This is a genomic window from Rhodopila sp. (genome assembly GCF_035548095.1).
In the GTDB taxonomy this organism is placed as follows: domain Bacteria; phylum Pseudomonadota; class Alphaproteobacteria; order Acetobacterales; family Acetobacteraceae; genus Rhodopila.
In genome coordinates, this window is sequence record NZ_DASZUV010000011.1 from 184123 (window position 1) to 198527 (window position 14405).

General features: G+C 63.9%; 14 protein-coding genes. 8 read left to right on the forward strand and 6 right to left on the reverse strand.

Annotation, left to right across the window (positions count from 1 at the left end):
* Window positions 1–4 precede the first annotated feature (4 nt).
* Window positions 5–853, forward strand: a complete 849-nt coding sequence (locus tag VHC04_RS10185; protein ID WP_325680700.1) for a metal ABC transporter permease — start codon at window positions 5–7, stop codon at window positions 851–853.
* Window positions 854–859: 6 nt separating this feature from the next.
* Here the strand turns inward: VHC04_RS10185 and VHC04_RS10190 are convergent, their stop codons facing one another.
* Window positions 860–1141, reverse strand: coding sequence for a hypothetical protein (locus VHC04_RS10190; RefSeq protein WP_325680703.1), 282 nt, complete (start codon window positions 1139–1141; stop codon window positions 860–862).
* Window positions 1138–1416: a hypothetical protein gene (locus VHC04_RS10195; protein WP_325680705.1), complete on the reverse strand. Its 279-nt coding sequence runs from the start codon at window positions 1414–1416 to the stop codon at window positions 1138–1140. Before VHC04_RS10195 ends, VHC04_RS10190 begins: the two co-directional genes overlap by 4 nt.
* Before the next feature lie 198 nt (window positions 1417–1614).
* On the opposite strand from VHC04_RS10195, the gene VHC04_RS10200 reads away from it, so the two are divergent.
* Both VHC04_RS10200 and VHC04_RS10205 read left to right on the forward strand, forming a co-directional pair.
* On the forward strand, window positions 1615–2586 hold the full coding sequence (locus tag VHC04_RS10200) for an NAD-dependent epimerase/dehydratase family protein (RefSeq protein ID WP_325680707.1): 972 nt from the start codon (window positions 1615–1617) through the stop codon (window positions 2584–2586).
* The gene (locus tag VHC04_RS10205) at window positions 2583–3707 is read left to right on the forward strand and encodes a DegT/DnrJ/EryC1/StrS family aminotransferase (RefSeq protein WP_325680709.1); all 1125 of its coding nucleotides are present in this window, start codon (window positions 2583–2585) and stop codon (window positions 3705–3707) included. Before VHC04_RS10200 ends, VHC04_RS10205 begins: the two co-directional genes overlap by 4 nt.
* Before the next feature lies 1 nt (window position 3708).
* On the opposite strand, the gene VHC04_RS10210 is transcribed toward VHC04_RS10205, so the two are convergent.
* Complete coding sequence (locus tag VHC04_RS10210; protein WP_325680711.1) at window positions 3709–4794, reverse strand: enolase C-terminal domain-like protein; 1086 nt, start codon at window positions 4792–4794, stop codon at window positions 3709–3711.
* A 260-nt stretch (window positions 4795–5054) separates the two neighbouring features.
* Between VHC04_RS10210 and VHC04_RS10215 the strand changes: the two genes are divergently transcribed.
* Window positions 5055–6224, forward strand: coding sequence for a phosphoserine transaminase (locus VHC04_RS10215; protein ID WP_325680713.1), 1170 nt, complete (start codon window positions 5055–5057; stop codon window positions 6222–6224).
* Between the two features lie 71 nt (window positions 6225–6295).
* The gene (gene serA / locus VHC04_RS10220) at window positions 6296–7882 is read left to right on the forward strand and encodes a phosphoglycerate dehydrogenase (protein ID WP_325680715.1); all 1587 of its coding nucleotides are present in this window, start codon (window positions 6296–6298) and stop codon (window positions 7880–7882) included.
* A 239-nt stretch (window positions 7883–8121) separates the two neighbouring features.
* Here the strand turns inward: serA and VHC04_RS10225 are convergent, their stop codons facing one another.
* From VHC04_RS10225 to VHC04_RS10235, 3 genes are all read right to left on the reverse strand, one after another.
* On the reverse strand, window positions 8122–8757 hold the full coding sequence (locus VHC04_RS10225) for a hypothetical protein (RefSeq protein WP_325680717.1): 636 nt from the start codon (window positions 8755–8757) through the stop codon (window positions 8122–8124).
* Between the two features lie 205 nt (window positions 8758–8962).
* Complete coding sequence (locus VHC04_RS10230; protein ID WP_325680719.1) at window positions 8963–10147, reverse strand: ABC transporter substrate-binding protein; 1185 nt, start codon at window positions 10145–10147, stop codon at window positions 8963–8965.
* A 440-nt stretch (window positions 10148–10587) separates the two neighbouring features.
* Entirely contained in the window at window positions 10588–11487 is a 900-nt protein-coding gene (locus tag VHC04_RS10235) for a cyclase family protein (protein WP_325680721.1), read from the reverse strand.
* Window positions 11488–11578: 91 nt separating this feature from the next.
* On the opposite strand from VHC04_RS10235, the gene VHC04_RS10240 reads away from it, so the two are divergent.
* The 3 genes from VHC04_RS10240 to VHC04_RS10250 are packed head-to-tail and all read left to right on the forward strand — an operon-like array spanning window position 11579 to window position 14389.
* Window positions 11579–12589 (forward strand): TRAP transporter substrate-binding protein, encoded by a 1011-nt coding sequence (locus tag VHC04_RS10240; protein ID WP_325680723.1) that lies wholly within the window; start codon window positions 11579–11581, stop codon window positions 12587–12589.
* Between the two features lie 4 nt (window positions 12590–12593).
* The gene (locus tag VHC04_RS10245) at window positions 12594–13100 is read left to right on the forward strand and encodes a TRAP transporter small permease (protein ID WP_325680725.1); all 507 of its coding nucleotides are present in this window, start codon (window positions 12594–12596) and stop codon (window positions 13098–13100) included.
* Between the two features lie 5 nt (window positions 13101–13105).
* Window positions 13106–14389, forward strand: a complete 1284-nt coding sequence (locus tag VHC04_RS10250; RefSeq protein ID WP_325680727.1) for a TRAP transporter large permease — start codon at window positions 13106–13108, stop codon at window positions 14387–14389.
* Window positions 14390–14405: the final 16 nt, after the last annotated feature.

Consider the following 14405-nt stretch of genomic DNA (forward strand, 5'->3'; position numbering starts at 1 on the left):
CTCCATGCTGGACATGTTGGTATCGCCCTTCGCGATGGGCTTCATGCGCCGTGCACTGGCGGGATGTCTGGCGTTGTCGGTGGCCGGGCCGCCATTGGGCGTGTTCCTGGTATTGCGGCGCATGAGCCTCATGAGCGATGTGCTGCAGCACGGCATCCTTCCCGGCATCGCCCTGGGCGCGATGGCTGCCGGTTTGTCACTGTGGACAATGGGATTGGGTGGGGTGATCGCCGGCATGGCCATCGCGCTGACCGCCGGCTGGCTGTCGCGCCGCACCGGCGGGCGGGAAGACAGCCAGCTGGCTGGGCTGTACCTGCTGGCGTTGGCGGCGGGCGTCGCCCTGATCTCCGCCCAGCACAGCATTGACCTCACGCATATCCTGTTCGGCAACGTATTGGCGGTGGACGATCCGGCCTTGTTCGGCATGGCCGGCGTCGCCACGGTAACCTTGCCGACGCTCGCCGTGATCTGGCGGCCGCTGGTGCTGGAGAGCTTCGATCCGGGCTACATGGCAGCGACAGGCGGACGCGGCGGCCTTTGGCACCTGATCTTCCTCGTCCTCGTCGTCCTTTGCGTCGTATCCGGTTTCGTCGCACTCGGCACACTAATGTCTGTCGGACTGATGATGGTGCCGGCGATCGCCGCGCGGCATTGGTCTGAATCGCTCGCCGGCCAGACGCGGGCTGCAGTGTTGATCGCGGTCGCATCGTCTTATGGCGGGCTGATGGCCTCCTATTATGTCAACATGCCAGCCGGCCCCGCCATCGTGTTGACTGCCGGGGCCTTATGGGTCGTCAGCATGGCAACTGGCCCACGTGCCAGCCTGTGGCGGCACGCGGCGCCGAGCATATAGGCGCGCTTAAAGGAACAAGCGAAACGGCGCGATCGAGCCGTCCTTGTCGCGAATCAGGAACTGCTTGCCGGCCTCGGTTTCCTCGATCAGTGCTTCGTAGATGCGCAGCGCGTTTTTCACCACTTCCGCATAGGAGGCGGCTTCGGTCTTCGCCTTGAGTTCATTCAACCGGGCCATGGAGCGGGGCGCGAAATCGAGTTGCACGCGATCCTTCTTGACCGGTTTGGTCTTGCCATCCGTCTTGGATTCAGTGCCGGCAAAGCCTGGCACCACTGTCAGAGCGGTCATCCTGCACCATCCCTTCTGGGTCCAAAGTAATACGCCACGATCGCCCCGGTCACCGGCCCGATCACCGACCAGACCGCGGTCAGTGGCCTGAAATCCTTCGTAGCTACGCCGTAGATCCCGGCGACCGACACGCCTGTTCCCGCCAGGACGGTGATCGATTTCGCCAGGAAATCGCGCGTTCTGGCATCCACCTCCTCAACCGATCCAAAGTCGCGGCCGATCGCGGGTTGGAACGGTTTATCAGTGGGATGTGTGGCACGGTTCGCTTTGTCCATCGTATCTACTCCGACCCACAGGGTTTGTCGGACGGAGAGGTTAAGAAATCATCACCAGGCGGCGGCAAGTTTGTCTTAGCACTTTCCACCCTAACTTGCCAGTACATTAACCATATTTTATGAGTAAAATATACTCAAATAGGCTGGCTCAATCTGGCGCCATATGGTGTCAGAGTCCGGACCATCGTAGGAGGAGCCATGGACTGGTCTGGACAAAGAGTTCTCGTGACAGGCGGCGCCGGCTTTCTCGGCGCCAATCTGTGCCATGCATTGGTCGAACGCGGCGCAAAGGTCATCGCGCTGGACGGCTTCCTGTTCGGCGGCGGCGCCAATCCTCGGAACCTGGACGGCGCCGACGTGGAACTTGTGCGCGGTGACATCCGCGATATCGACCTGCGTCCGGTGTGCGAGGGTGCCTCGGTCATCTTCAACCTCGCCGCCCAGACCAGCCACATGGGCGGGCAGGCCGACCCGCTGGCCGACATCGCGGTGAACGCCGTCGCCCAGGTGCGCCTGATCCAGGCGGCACGAGAAGCCGCGCCGGATGCCATCGTCGTGCATGCCTCCACCCGCCAGTTCTATGGCCGTGTCGATAAATTGCCAGTCGATGAGTCCCAGCCCGTCGCTCCGCCCGACGCCAACGGCGTCTCCAAGTTCGCCGGTGAGCAGTATTGGATGCTGGAACATCGCGTCCGCCAGCGCCCGGTCGTCTCCTTGCGCCTGACCAACTGCTACGGTCCGCGGCTGCGCATCCGTGACGCCCGGCAGACCTTCCTGGGTATCTGGATTCGTTGCGTGCTGGAGGGAAAGCCGTTCGAGGTTTGGGGCGGTGAGCAGTTGCGTGACCTGACCTATGTGGATGACGTGACCGAGGCATTCCTGGCCGCGGCGGCCACCCCGGCATGCCATGGCCAGATCTATAATATCGGCGGCTTTCCTCCGGCTTCCCTGCACGACCTGGCCGAACTGATGGTGCGCCTCACCGGCGGCAACGCCCGCTACACGACCCGTGAGTTTCCCGCCGACCGCGCCCGTATCGACATCGGCAGCTACCACGCGGATGACCGCGCGTTCAGGGCAACCTCCGGCTGGCAGCCGCTTGTCGGGCTGGAGGAGGGGATTCGCCGGACCCTGGACTGGTACCGGCCGCGCTTGAAAGACTATCTGTGAGCACGCTGGTAATGATTCCACAGGCCAATCCCGGTGCCGGCTATCGGGCGCTGCAAGGAGACATCGACGCCGCCGTCGCCCGCGTGCTGCAATCCGGCTGGTACATCCTCGGTAACGAAGGCAAAGCCTTCGAAGCCGCGTTCGCCGCCTGGCTCGGCCTGCCGCATGTCATCGGCTGCGGCAACGGTACCGACGCCCTCGCGCTCGCCTTGCGCGGCCTGGATATCGGGCCTGGTTGCACGGTCGTTACGGTTTCCCATACCGCCGTTGCCACCGTCGCCGCCATCGAAATGGCGGGCGCCACACCGCTATTGGTGGATATCGAGCCGGACTATCTTACACTCGACCCGGGCGCGCTGGCTACTGTGCTGCGGAACCCGCCGCCTGGTCTGCCGCCGATCAAGGCGGTTATTGTGGTGCATCTATATGGACAGCCGGCGGACCTGGACGGCATCCTTCCGTTATGTCGCAAGCACGGCGTGGCACTCATCGAGGACTGTGCCCAGGCGCACGGCGCGCGGCTGCACGGTCAGCGCGTCGGCAGCTTCGGCGACGCCGCGACTTTCAGCTTCTATCCGACCAAGAATCTGGGTGGGCTGGGCGACGGGGGCGCGGTCGCCGTTCCGGATGCCGATCGTGCCGCCCGGATCGCCGCTCTGCGCCAATATGGTTGGCACCGCCACTACATCAGCGACCTCATCGGCGTGAACAGCCGACTGGACGAGATGCAGGCCGCAATCCTGCGTGCCAAGCTGCCGCACCTGGATGCCCAGAACGCGCGCCGGGCTGATATCGCCGGACGCTATGATCGGGCGCTCAGCCCTCGCCTGACGCCGCCCGGCCGGCGGCCGGACGCCGATCATGTCTTTCACCTGTACGTAACGCGCAGCGCCGACCGCGACGCGGTCCAGGCGGCGCTGCGGGAGAAAGGTATCGGCACTGGCATCCATTATCCGATGCCGGTCCACCTGCAGCCAGCCTATGCCGGCCGCATCGCCCTGGGACCTGGCGGATGTCCAGAAACCGAGCGGGCCAGCCGCGAGGTGCTCAGCCTGCCGCTGTATCCCGAGTTGACGGATCAGCAGGTAGACGCGGTCTGTGCCGCGCTGCGGAGCCTGTAGCTCAACCGGCGCGGTGGCGTGCGACCGCGGCTTCATCCCATTCCAGCCCGATCCCCGGACGGTCGGGCGGCGTCACCATGCCGTTCTCCAGCGGATACGGCTCGCGCCGCAGCTTGGCGGCCACATCCATGTATTCCAACCAGTGCGCGGTCGGAGCGGCGCACATCAGGTGGCTGCTGGCTTCGACATGGACGTGGGATGACATCTCGATTCCGGCCTGCCCGGCCAGCGCGGCGGCTTCCAGCCAGCCGCTGACACCCCAGATGAATTGCGGGTCCGGCATCACGTAGTCCATCGCCTTGGCGGCGATGGCGGCCCGCATGTCGGGGGGACCCTGAAAGTTCTCACCGATCTGGATCGGAGTTTTACAAGCCGCCGCGATCGCCGCACAGCCGTGAAAATCGTCGGCCGGGATCGGTTCCTCGATCCAGACAAGTCCTTCGTCATCCAGGGCGCGGCAGCGCGCCAGCCCCTCGGATGGGGTCAGGCTTTGATTGTAATCCACCATCAGCGCGCACCGGTCCCCCAGGCCGCGCCGGACAGCGCGCACGACCGCCAGGTCTTCGGCCAAGGTGGGAAAGCCCAGCTTGATTTTCAGGCCGGTAAAGCCCTGGGACAGCGTCTCCTCAACCAGGCCTTCGGCCTCATCGGCGCGATACATCCCCACGCTGTAGTACGCGCGCAGCGGTCGTGGCACCGAGCCCAGTGCCCGCACCAGCGGTTCGTTGCGGCCGCGCGCGAAGGCATCCCAGAGCGCCATGTCGAGTCCGCCCAGTGCCGACCCGACCAGATTCTTCGTACCCAGCAACCGCAGGCGGCGCTGCAGGACCGTGTAGACATCGCGCGGCGCCAGAGCCTGCCCCTCGATCATCCGGCCGATGCCGCGGATCGTCGCATCGAGGGCCGGCAGGAGTTCAGGAAAATACACATGCGAATAGGCCCGTCCGACGACGCCGCCACCCGTTTGGACATCGATGAGCACGAGCGGGAAGTCGTTGATGCAACCCGATGCGTTCAGCAGCGGGCGCGGCAGAGGCGCGATCACCGGGATCGTGCGGATCGACTGGATCGTATCGTGCGACGCCATGATCTGGATTTCCGGGACGTGTTGGCCAGGGTTTGTCCGCCTCGCTCCGCGTCATGTCAACGGACCCCGCAGCGGCCAAGCCGGCATTCATTGATGTGCATTCGCTAGGTGCATCCGCCTGCTTTGTGTCGGCGTCCACGACATCCCTGTCATCCCGCCGTAGACGGAAATTCTGTTGACGCCATTCGATCCCGCTCTTATCTCCCGCGGCGGGTCACGTCCCCCCACCGGGACGCTTCTCTTCTGAGAGGGAGAGCAACATGCCTGTTGCCACACCGGATGTGCGTCCGGTCAATCCGTGCTTTTCGTCCGGCCCCTGCGCCAAGCGCCCCGGCTTTACCCCCGACATCCTCGCGAACGCCATGCTCGGCCGCAGCCACCGCGCCGCGGAACCCAAGGCACGCCTGGCCGAAGTCATTTCGCTATCGCGTTCCATCCTGGGCATGCCCGCCGACTGGCGCCTGGGCATCGTTCCGGCTTCGGATACCGGCGCCATGGAAATGGCGCTATGGTCCCTGCTGGGTGCCCGCGGCGTCGATATCCTCGCCTTTGAAAGTTTCAGCGAGGGCTGGGCGACCGACATCGTCAAGCACCTGAAGCTGCCGGATGCCCGCGTGTTGACCGCGCCTTATGGCCGGCTGCCGGACCTGAACGCGGTGAATGCCGACAATGACATCGTGTTCGCCTGGAACGGCACCACCTCCGGCGTGCGCATCCCCAACGGCGACTGGATCGCCGCCAACCGCAAGGGGCTGATGATCTGCGACGCTACCTCGGCCGCCTTTGCCATGGCGCTGCCCTGGGACAAGCTGGATGTGGTCACCTGGTCCTGGCAGAAAGTGTTGGGCGGGGAAGCCGCGCACGGCATGCTGGCCCTGTCGCCGCGCGCCGTCGAGCGGCTGGAGAGCTACACGCCGCCCTGGCCGTTGCCGAAGATCTTCCGCCTGACCTCCAAGGGCAGGCTCAGCGAGGGCGTGTTCAAGGGCGAAACGATCAACACGCCGTCTATGCTGTGCGTCGAGGATGCGCTGGATGGCCTGCGCTGGGCGGAACGCATTGGCGGCCTGCCGACGCTGATGGAACGCTGCTCGACCAGCCTCGCCTTCATCAATGACTGGGTGGAACGCAGCGATTGGGCAGCCTTCCTGGCGGAGGAGCCGGCCACGCGCTCCTGCACCTCTGTCTGCTTGAAGATCGTGGCGCCCTGGTTCACCGCCCTGTCGGCCGAGGGCCAGGCGAAAGCGGCGAAGCAGCTCGCGTCCCTGCTGGAAAAGCAAGACGTGGCCTATGATATCGGCAGCTATCGGGACGCTCCGCCGGGCATCCGCGTCTGGGCCGGCGCGACGGTGGAGCCGTCCGACATCCAGGCCCTGCTGCCCTGGCTCGACTGGGCCGCGGCACAGGTCGCCGCATCCTTCGCCCACGCCTGACATTCTCTTTGTGGAGCGGCATGGCGCCGCTGGTGCGGCCCGCCGCTCCGTCACTCCCAGGGTTTCTGTAGATGCCGAAAGTTTTGATCAGCGACAAGCTGTCCCCAGCCGCGGTGGAGATCTTCCGCAAGCGCGGTATCGAGGTCGATCTGAAACCGGGCCTGTCGCCCGCCGACCTGCGCGCCATCATCGCCGACTATGACGGGCTCGCCATCCGATCCGCCACGAAGGTGACGAAAGAATTGCTGGAGGCCGCGACCAACCTGAAAGTCGTCGGCCGCGCCGGGATCGGTGTCGACAATGTCGACGTGAAATCCGCTACCGCCCGCGGTGTGGTCGTGATGAACACGCCGCACGGCAATACCATCACCACGGCCGAACATGCGATCGCCATGATGTTCGCGCTGGCGCGCCAGTTGCCGGAGGCCTCCGCTTCCACCAAGGCCGGCAAGTGGGAAAAGAACCGCTTCATGGGGGTGGAGGTCACCGCCAAGACGCTGGGCCTGATCGGGTGCGGCAATATCGGCTCCATTGTCGCCGATCGTGCGGTCGGGCTGAAGATGCGTGTCCTGGCCTATGATCCGTACCTGTCCGAGAAACGGGCGCTGGAACTGGGCGTGGAAAAGGCCGACCTGGATACGGTCCTGACGCGTGCCGATTTCATCACCCTGCACACGCCGCTGACGGACGCCACGCGTAACATCCTGTCGGCTGCAGCGCTGGCCAAAACCAAGAAGGGTGTCCGCGTCATCAACTGCGCCCGCGGCGGGCTGGTGGATGAAAAGGCATTGGCCGACGCGATCAAGTCCGGTCACGTCGCCGGCGCCGCGCTGGATGTGTTCGAGATCGAACCGGCCATCGAATCCCCGCTGTTCGCGCTGGAGAACGTGGTCTGCACGCCGCATCTGGGTGCCTCCACCGCCGAGGCGCAGGAGAATGTGGCGCTGCAGGTCGCGGAGCAGATGAGCGACTTCCTGCTGACCGGCGCGGTGACGAATGCAATCAACATGGCGTCCGTCTCCGCCGAGGATGCGCCGCGTCTGAAACCCTATTTAGAACTCGCCCGCCTGCTAGGCACCTTCGCCGGCCAGTTGACCCAGGCACGAGAAGGCATGCTGCGCAAGGTGACCGTGGAGTTCGAGGGCCAGGCTGCCGCATTGAACACCAGGCCGCTGACCGCCGCTGCGCTGGCCGGGCTGATGTCGCCGTTGATGGAGGGCGTGAACATGGTCAATGCCGCTGTGATCGCCCGCGATCACGGAATCGATGTGGCCGAAACGGTGCATGACCGGGCATCCGAGTATCAGACGCTGATCCGTTTGACGATCGAGACGGATCAAATGGTCCGCAGCGTCTCGGGCACGCTGTTCGCCGGATCGAAGCCACGTATCGTAGAGATCAAAGGCATCAAGGTGGAGGCCGATTTCGCCCCGCACATGTTATACGTCACCAATCAGGATAAACCCGGCTTCATCGGCCGGTTCGGCGCCACCCTGGCCGGCGCCGGCATCAACATCGCGACCTTCCACCTGGGCCGCGCGGAGCAGGGTGGCGATGCCATCTGCCTGGTGTCGGTGGATGAGCCGGTCCCGCAGCCGGTGCTGGACATGGTGCAAACCCTGCCGCTTGTCATGCAGGCCACGCCGCTGGCCTTCTAATTGCCTGGAGTGTGATATCAGGTGGCGTCGATTGTGGCGGCTCCGCCGTTGGTGTCCCTCATGATGGACGCAGGCCGGCATCCACGCCTGCGTCGAAAGCTCCGGCATGGCAGACGCGCTTCGGTGCGTCACCTGAACCCCGCCTGGCACGAAACCAGGCGGGCGGGTGACGTGGATATGCATCTCATGAGGACGTACCGCGCAGGGGTTTCCAGATCAGACGGACGGAAACGTCTCGGTCAGTGTTGGAAGCTGACCGGTTCCGCCATCGCGACGAGCGGATCCTGCGCGGTCCCCGGCTGATGCGACCCTGCCTGGGCCTCGATCAGGCGGCCGGCGCTGGGGCCAGGCGAGTGCGCTGCCGGTGCCGGGGCTCGCATCTCCATTGGGACAGCCGAGCCGTGGGATGGGTTGCAATCGCCCGATACCCGGGAGATCACGTTCGGCTTCCCGGAGCTGTCATAGGTAACCTGAACACTGCGCATGCAGGCGCCATTGCCGCCTAGTGTCGACGACATCGCGTAGATACGGGCTCCGGCTGGCATTGTAGCCATCGGGGCTGCCATCGCGGCCTGCATTTCGGCGATTTGATGCATCATCACGGCGGCCTGCCGCTGCATCATTGCGGACACCTGCTCCAATGCCGCGAAGCTCTGGTCAAAGACGGGGGATGGCGCGACGAAAGCCATCGAGCCAGGCTCAACCGCAACCCGCGGCGGCACGTTGCCCGAATATTGAATCCGCGCGACGCTGCCATCCGGCAGGGGCACGTCCATGACATGGGATTGGCTGTCCTGAGCGAAGGCCGGGGTAAGGGCCGCGACACCGGTCATCAGGGCTGCACCGGCGAGAATGGCTTTGAATATGGCTCGCATGACCGCCCTCCTTGAATGAGAATATGCTCGGCAGTGTGGGCAAAATAACCGGCGATATCAATTGCCTGGGCAGAGTTGAACGCATTAAAAGACCGCAAGGCCGCGGTCGGGCACGGTTCATGTGGCGGGTTCATGAGGAATGATGATGGGCAAATCACCCGCTATGACGGGGTGAGGCCGGAGATCGCTCTCCGGCCTGCGCGTCTCAGTATCCCAGGGCTTCTTGTTCCACGGGAACCCAACGGCCATCCTTCACGACAGTGAGGAAGGACTTGGTCGAACCGTGGTGCTGGTCCGGGCCGAAGGACAGTTCGGAACCAAAGATGTCCTTATAGCCATGGATGCTTTCCATGCCCTTGATGAAATTTTCCGTCGTTAGATCCTTGCCCGCACGCTGCAGCCCCAGGACGACGAGTTTGGCGGCGGTATTGCCCACCTCACCGTGGAAATTTGGATCGCGGCCGTAAAGTTCCTTGTACTTTTTGGCAAACGCCTGGACTTCTGGGCGCGGATCGTCCGGATAGGCGTACAGGGCAGGGGTCATGCAGAAGAACCCTTCGGTAGCACCGCCGGCCAGCGAGGCAACAGCGGTGTCATAGGACGCGAACTGGCCCACGAGGTCGACGTTCCAACCCAGCTTGCGCACCGTCTGGATAATGATGTTGGTATCGCGGACGATGGTGCCCATCATGATGACGTCGCATCCGGCGTCCTTCAGCTTGTTGACATTGGCGTTGAAGTCCGTGTCAGTCGGACGGTGCGCCGTGGTTGCGACGACCTTCATGCCCATCGCCTGGGTCTGGGCGACGACGCCGGCCAGCACGTCCTTGCCGAAGTCCGAATCCTGGTACATCACGCAGAAATTCTTACGACCGCGCTTTTCGGCGAAGTACTTCACCGCAGCCCGCATCTGATCATAATAGGAGGCGAACTGGGCGAACTTCAGCTTATTGTAGGGTTCGTACATTGAACGGGCCGCGGTCAGCGGGAACATGTTCGGCACGTTCTTGGCGAACTGGACCGGCATGTTGGCATCGTTCATCGGTGTGCCACCATTGCCGATTGTCAGGAAAACATGGTCGTTGTTCAGCAGCTTGTTCATCGCCTGCACGGCGCGAGGAACCTGGTACTGGCTGTCCTCGGCAATGAACTTGATCTTCCGGCCGTTGATGCCGCCCTTGGCGTTGACTTCATCAAACACCATGCGAATGGCGTCGCTGTTGTTTACGCCCTGCACGGCGGTCACGCCCGACAGATCCGTGATGTTGCCGATGACGATTTCCGTGTCGCTGACGCCCTGTGTCGCGTCGGCGGCGTGAGCCAATGAAACACCCAACAAGACGCCGCCGGCCAGCACCGACAGCAGGATATTGCTGAATCTAAAACGCATCTGGACTTCCTTCCCTGTTCCCGCCTGTCTCTTTCACGGGATGCGGCAAAGCTAGCGAGGTTCGCCGTGTGGATAAAGCCCCTTCTGAAACATGCCAGGCGCTTTCTGTAACGTGCGTGCCACATCCGGTGACCGAAGCTCCCATCGGCGATGATGACGTCTAGGGTGCCCGGTCCGCGCAGTCGTGCGTCGGGAAGGTCAAGAGCTATGCTGGGCTTTTCCCCCGCACAAAGCCGGTCATGGTGATCGCCGCGATTGGAAAACGTTGCGGCGGCCAGTGGTTTTGATGTCGGAGGTTACAGGAAAGTTAGGAGAGGCTGCCGATACGGTCATGGATGCACTTGCGATGGCGAACGCAGTGACACGACCGCCCTGGTCGCGGCCGCCGCCAATATGCAACCATTCCGCGAAATCGAGCGCCAGCGCCACAAGCGATCATATCAGACGATGGCGACCGGTCGTACCGGTGCGCCCGTGGCGCCGCGGATCTTGGTCGCCAGCAGGATGAAACAGGCCGTATAGACCCGGTCCGCCGCCAGCTCCTCCAACGCCAGGTTCTCGATCAGATACACCCCGCACTCCGCCAGGCTGTATTGGTGTACCGGCATCAGCACGCCTTTTGTCGGGTTCGGCAGTACCTCCACCGCCATGTTGTCGGCGCCGATGGCGGTGATGCCCTGGTCGATCAGCCACTTCGCCGCCGGCACGTCCAGACCGGGCTCGCCCTCCAGATATCTCGCGTTGTCGGTGCCGAAATAGCGGCCCCAACCGGTGCGGATCAGGGCGATGTCCCCGGGCTCGACCGAAAAGCCGCCACTGTCGGCGGCACGCTTCAGGTGGTCCGGCGTCACTGCCTGGCCCGGCAGCATGTGCGCCCCGCCGGTCATGCCCGCCACGTCGAACAGGATGCCGCGGGTGATCATCGGCGGCGCATGCTCGATCCCCAGCCGGTCCAGCCCCCAATCGGTGACCACATCGGCGGCGGGAGTGCCATTGTACAGCATGTCACCCTTCGAGAAATGGCCCAGCGCATCGATATGGGTGCCGACATGGGCGGTCATCTCGATCCGCTCCAGATTCGTGCCGGCGTCGTTGGTGGCGCCCAGCTTGCGTCGGCGCTTGATGGTGTCGCGCCAGGACCCGAAGATCGACATCAGGAACGGGGTCTGGTTCGGCGCCATGAACGGCGCGCCCATATACACGTCGTAGCTGACGTCGTAGACACGGCCGCTACGGATCGATCCCAGCGCCGCCAGGCGTTTTTCCACGGTCAGCAGATTGGCGGCACCGATCTGGTCGGCGGGGCCCCACTGGCTGTGACTGTGAATCAAGTCCGGCATCGGAACGGTACCTCCCTGGCGGTTGGACATAGCCTGCCACTGCTGTACAAGGTCGGCAACCAAAACCAAACGTCCAGGGGATGCCGTCATCATGCCGATCCTACCATCACGCCGCACTCTGCTGCGTTCCGCCGGCGGGCTCGCCGGAATTTTGGCAACCTGCAAGGCTCCTGCCTTTGCCCAGGCCACGCCGCGGAAATTGCAGATCGCGGCGGTCAACCCGGAACCGGAATCGGGTGCCATCGCGCTGGCCTGGTACGCCAAGGCGCTGACGGAACGGAGCAGAGGCGAGCTGGACGTCACCTTCCACGGCGGCACCCTGCTGAACAAAGAAATCGATATCATGAACGCGGTGAAGGCGGGCAACGTCGCCATCGGCAACCCTGGCGGCGCCTCGGCCACCGTGTTCCCTGAAATGGGCGTGTTCCTGACCGGCTATCTGATCAACAGCTACGACCAGGCCTACAAGATCCTGAACGGCCCGGTCGGCGACCAGCTGGATAAGACGTTCCAGGAGAAATATGGCGTCAAGGTCCTGTATTTCTTCGACTACGGCTTTCGTCATTTCTGGAACAACCGGCACCCGATCACGGTGCCCAAGGACCTGCGCGGGCTGAAGATCCGCGCGCAGCCATCGAAAGTGTTCGCTGATACCGTCAACAGCCTGGGCGGGGTGGCGGTGCCGATGGGCTGGGCCGAAGTGATCACGGCGGCGCAGCAGGGTGTGATAGACGGCGCCGACCTGCCGGTCGTCAACATGGTCCCTCTGAAGGCTTATGAGGTGTCGAAATACTATTCGATGACCGCCCATAACTATGGCGCGACGCTGATCGCCATGAACCTGCGGATGTTCAACGACCTGACGCCCACGCAACAGAAGCTGGTGCTGGACGCCGGACGGGAAGCACAGGGCGTCGCCCGCAAGGTAACCGAGAGTGTGGATACATTGGCCACCGCCAAGGAACAGCTGGAGCCGCGCGGCATGGAGGTGAACCAGCCCGATCACGCGCCCTTCATCGACCTGGCCAGGAAGAAGCTCTGGCCGCAATACGAAAAGCAATACAGCGGCCTCTGGGAACAGATCGTCGCGACCAAGGTCTGACCGCGTGCGCATCCTTGGCTTGCTGCCCAAGCTGGTGTTGGGCGCCCTCGTGCTGTTCGCCATCGGTGTCATGCTGTGGGGCGTATTCATGCGCTACATCATGCTGCCGATCACCGACTGGCTGGACATGGACCCGTTCAACTTCTTCTGGGTGGAGGAGGTAGGAGAAACCACGCTGGCCTGGCTGACCCTGATCGGTGCCGCGATCGCGGTGCGGGAGCGCAGCCATTTCGCGCTGGACGTGCTGACCCACCGGATGTCGGCGAATGCCCGCGCGGTGTTGCACGCGGCGCATAACCTCATCATCGCCGCGTTCGGCGGCCTGATCGCCTGGGTCGGTTGGGGGCTGGTGAAGCTGAACATCTCCCTGACCTCTCCGGCACTCGAGATCAGTCTGGGGTGGTTGTACGGATGCCTGGTCGCAGGCGGCATTCTGATGGCGCTGTACGCGCTGGATGCAGTGCGCCGGCCGTATGGTCCCGAACACAGCTTCGCCAACGTGCGGGAGTAACGGCCATGGTGCTGCTGGCGACGCTGATCACCTTCCTGGTGCTGTTGGTTCTATCCCTGCCGATCGTATTTTGCCTGGGCGCCGCCGCGGTTGTCGGACTGGCCGCCGATGGGCTGCCGCTACAGCAGGTCGGCTCGACGATCGTTGCGGCCTCTCAAAGCTGGGTGCTGCTGGCGATCCCGTCCTTCGTCTTCGCCGGCTCCCTCATGGAGCGTGCCGGCATGTCGGTCGCCCTGGTGGAACTGGCGCGAGCCTTGGTCGGCTGGCTGCGCGGCGGGCTGGGCATGTCGGTGATCGTGGTATCGTATTTCTTTTCCGACATCTGCGGTTCGAAAATGGCCGAGGTATCGGCGCTGGGATCGGCGCTGATGCCATCGCTGAAGCGCGCCGGATACCGCGCCGAGGATGGGGCGTCGCTGATCGCCGCCGGCACCGCGATGGGGATGCTGGTACCACCGGCGATCTTCATGATCGTGATCAGCGCGGTGACGAACCAGTCGGCGGTGGCGCTGTTCCTGGCCGGGTTCATTCCGGCGGCGGTGATGGCGGTGTGCCTGTGCGTGCTGGTGCTGATCCAGGCGCATGTGCTGGGCTGGCCCAAGGACACCCGCGCGAGCTTCGGGCGCCTGGTACGGGCGGTGCGCAACGCGGCGGTGCCGCTGGTGATCCCGGTGGTGATCCTGGGCGGTTTCTACATGGGCGCCTTCACCGCGACCGAGGCGGGCGCAATCGTGGCCCTGTACTCGTTGCTGGCGGCAAAATTCTACTACCGCAACGTCAGCTGGACCGAGGTGTTCCTGCTGGCCTACGACGCCGGCGTCATGACCGGCGTGGTGGTGTTCCTGCTGGCAGTGGCAACGATCTTCCAGTACCTGATGGGCCTGTCCGGCGCGCCGGAATTCCTGGGCTGGGCCTTGGGTCCGCTGACCGGAATCCCCTGGCTGTTCCTGACCGCCGTCGCCATCCTGACGATGATGTTCGGCATGGTGCTGGAAGGGCTGCCGGCAGCGGTGGTGCTAATCCCGGTGGTGTTCCCGCTGGCGACAAAGATCGGCATCCATCCCGTGCATTTCGACATCGTGCAGACCGCGGCCGTGGGCATTGGCTTGTTCCTTCCGCCGTTGGGCGTCGGCCTGCTGATGGCATTGCGCTTCGCGAATATCTCGGTCGGCCAGCATGCCAGGGCCTATGTACCATACATGCTGGCGCTGCTGGTGGGGCTGATGCTGATCATCTGCATTCCCGAATTGTCGCTGATGCTGCCGCGCAGCGCCGGGCTGATCAAATAGGTCCAGGCGGCGGTAC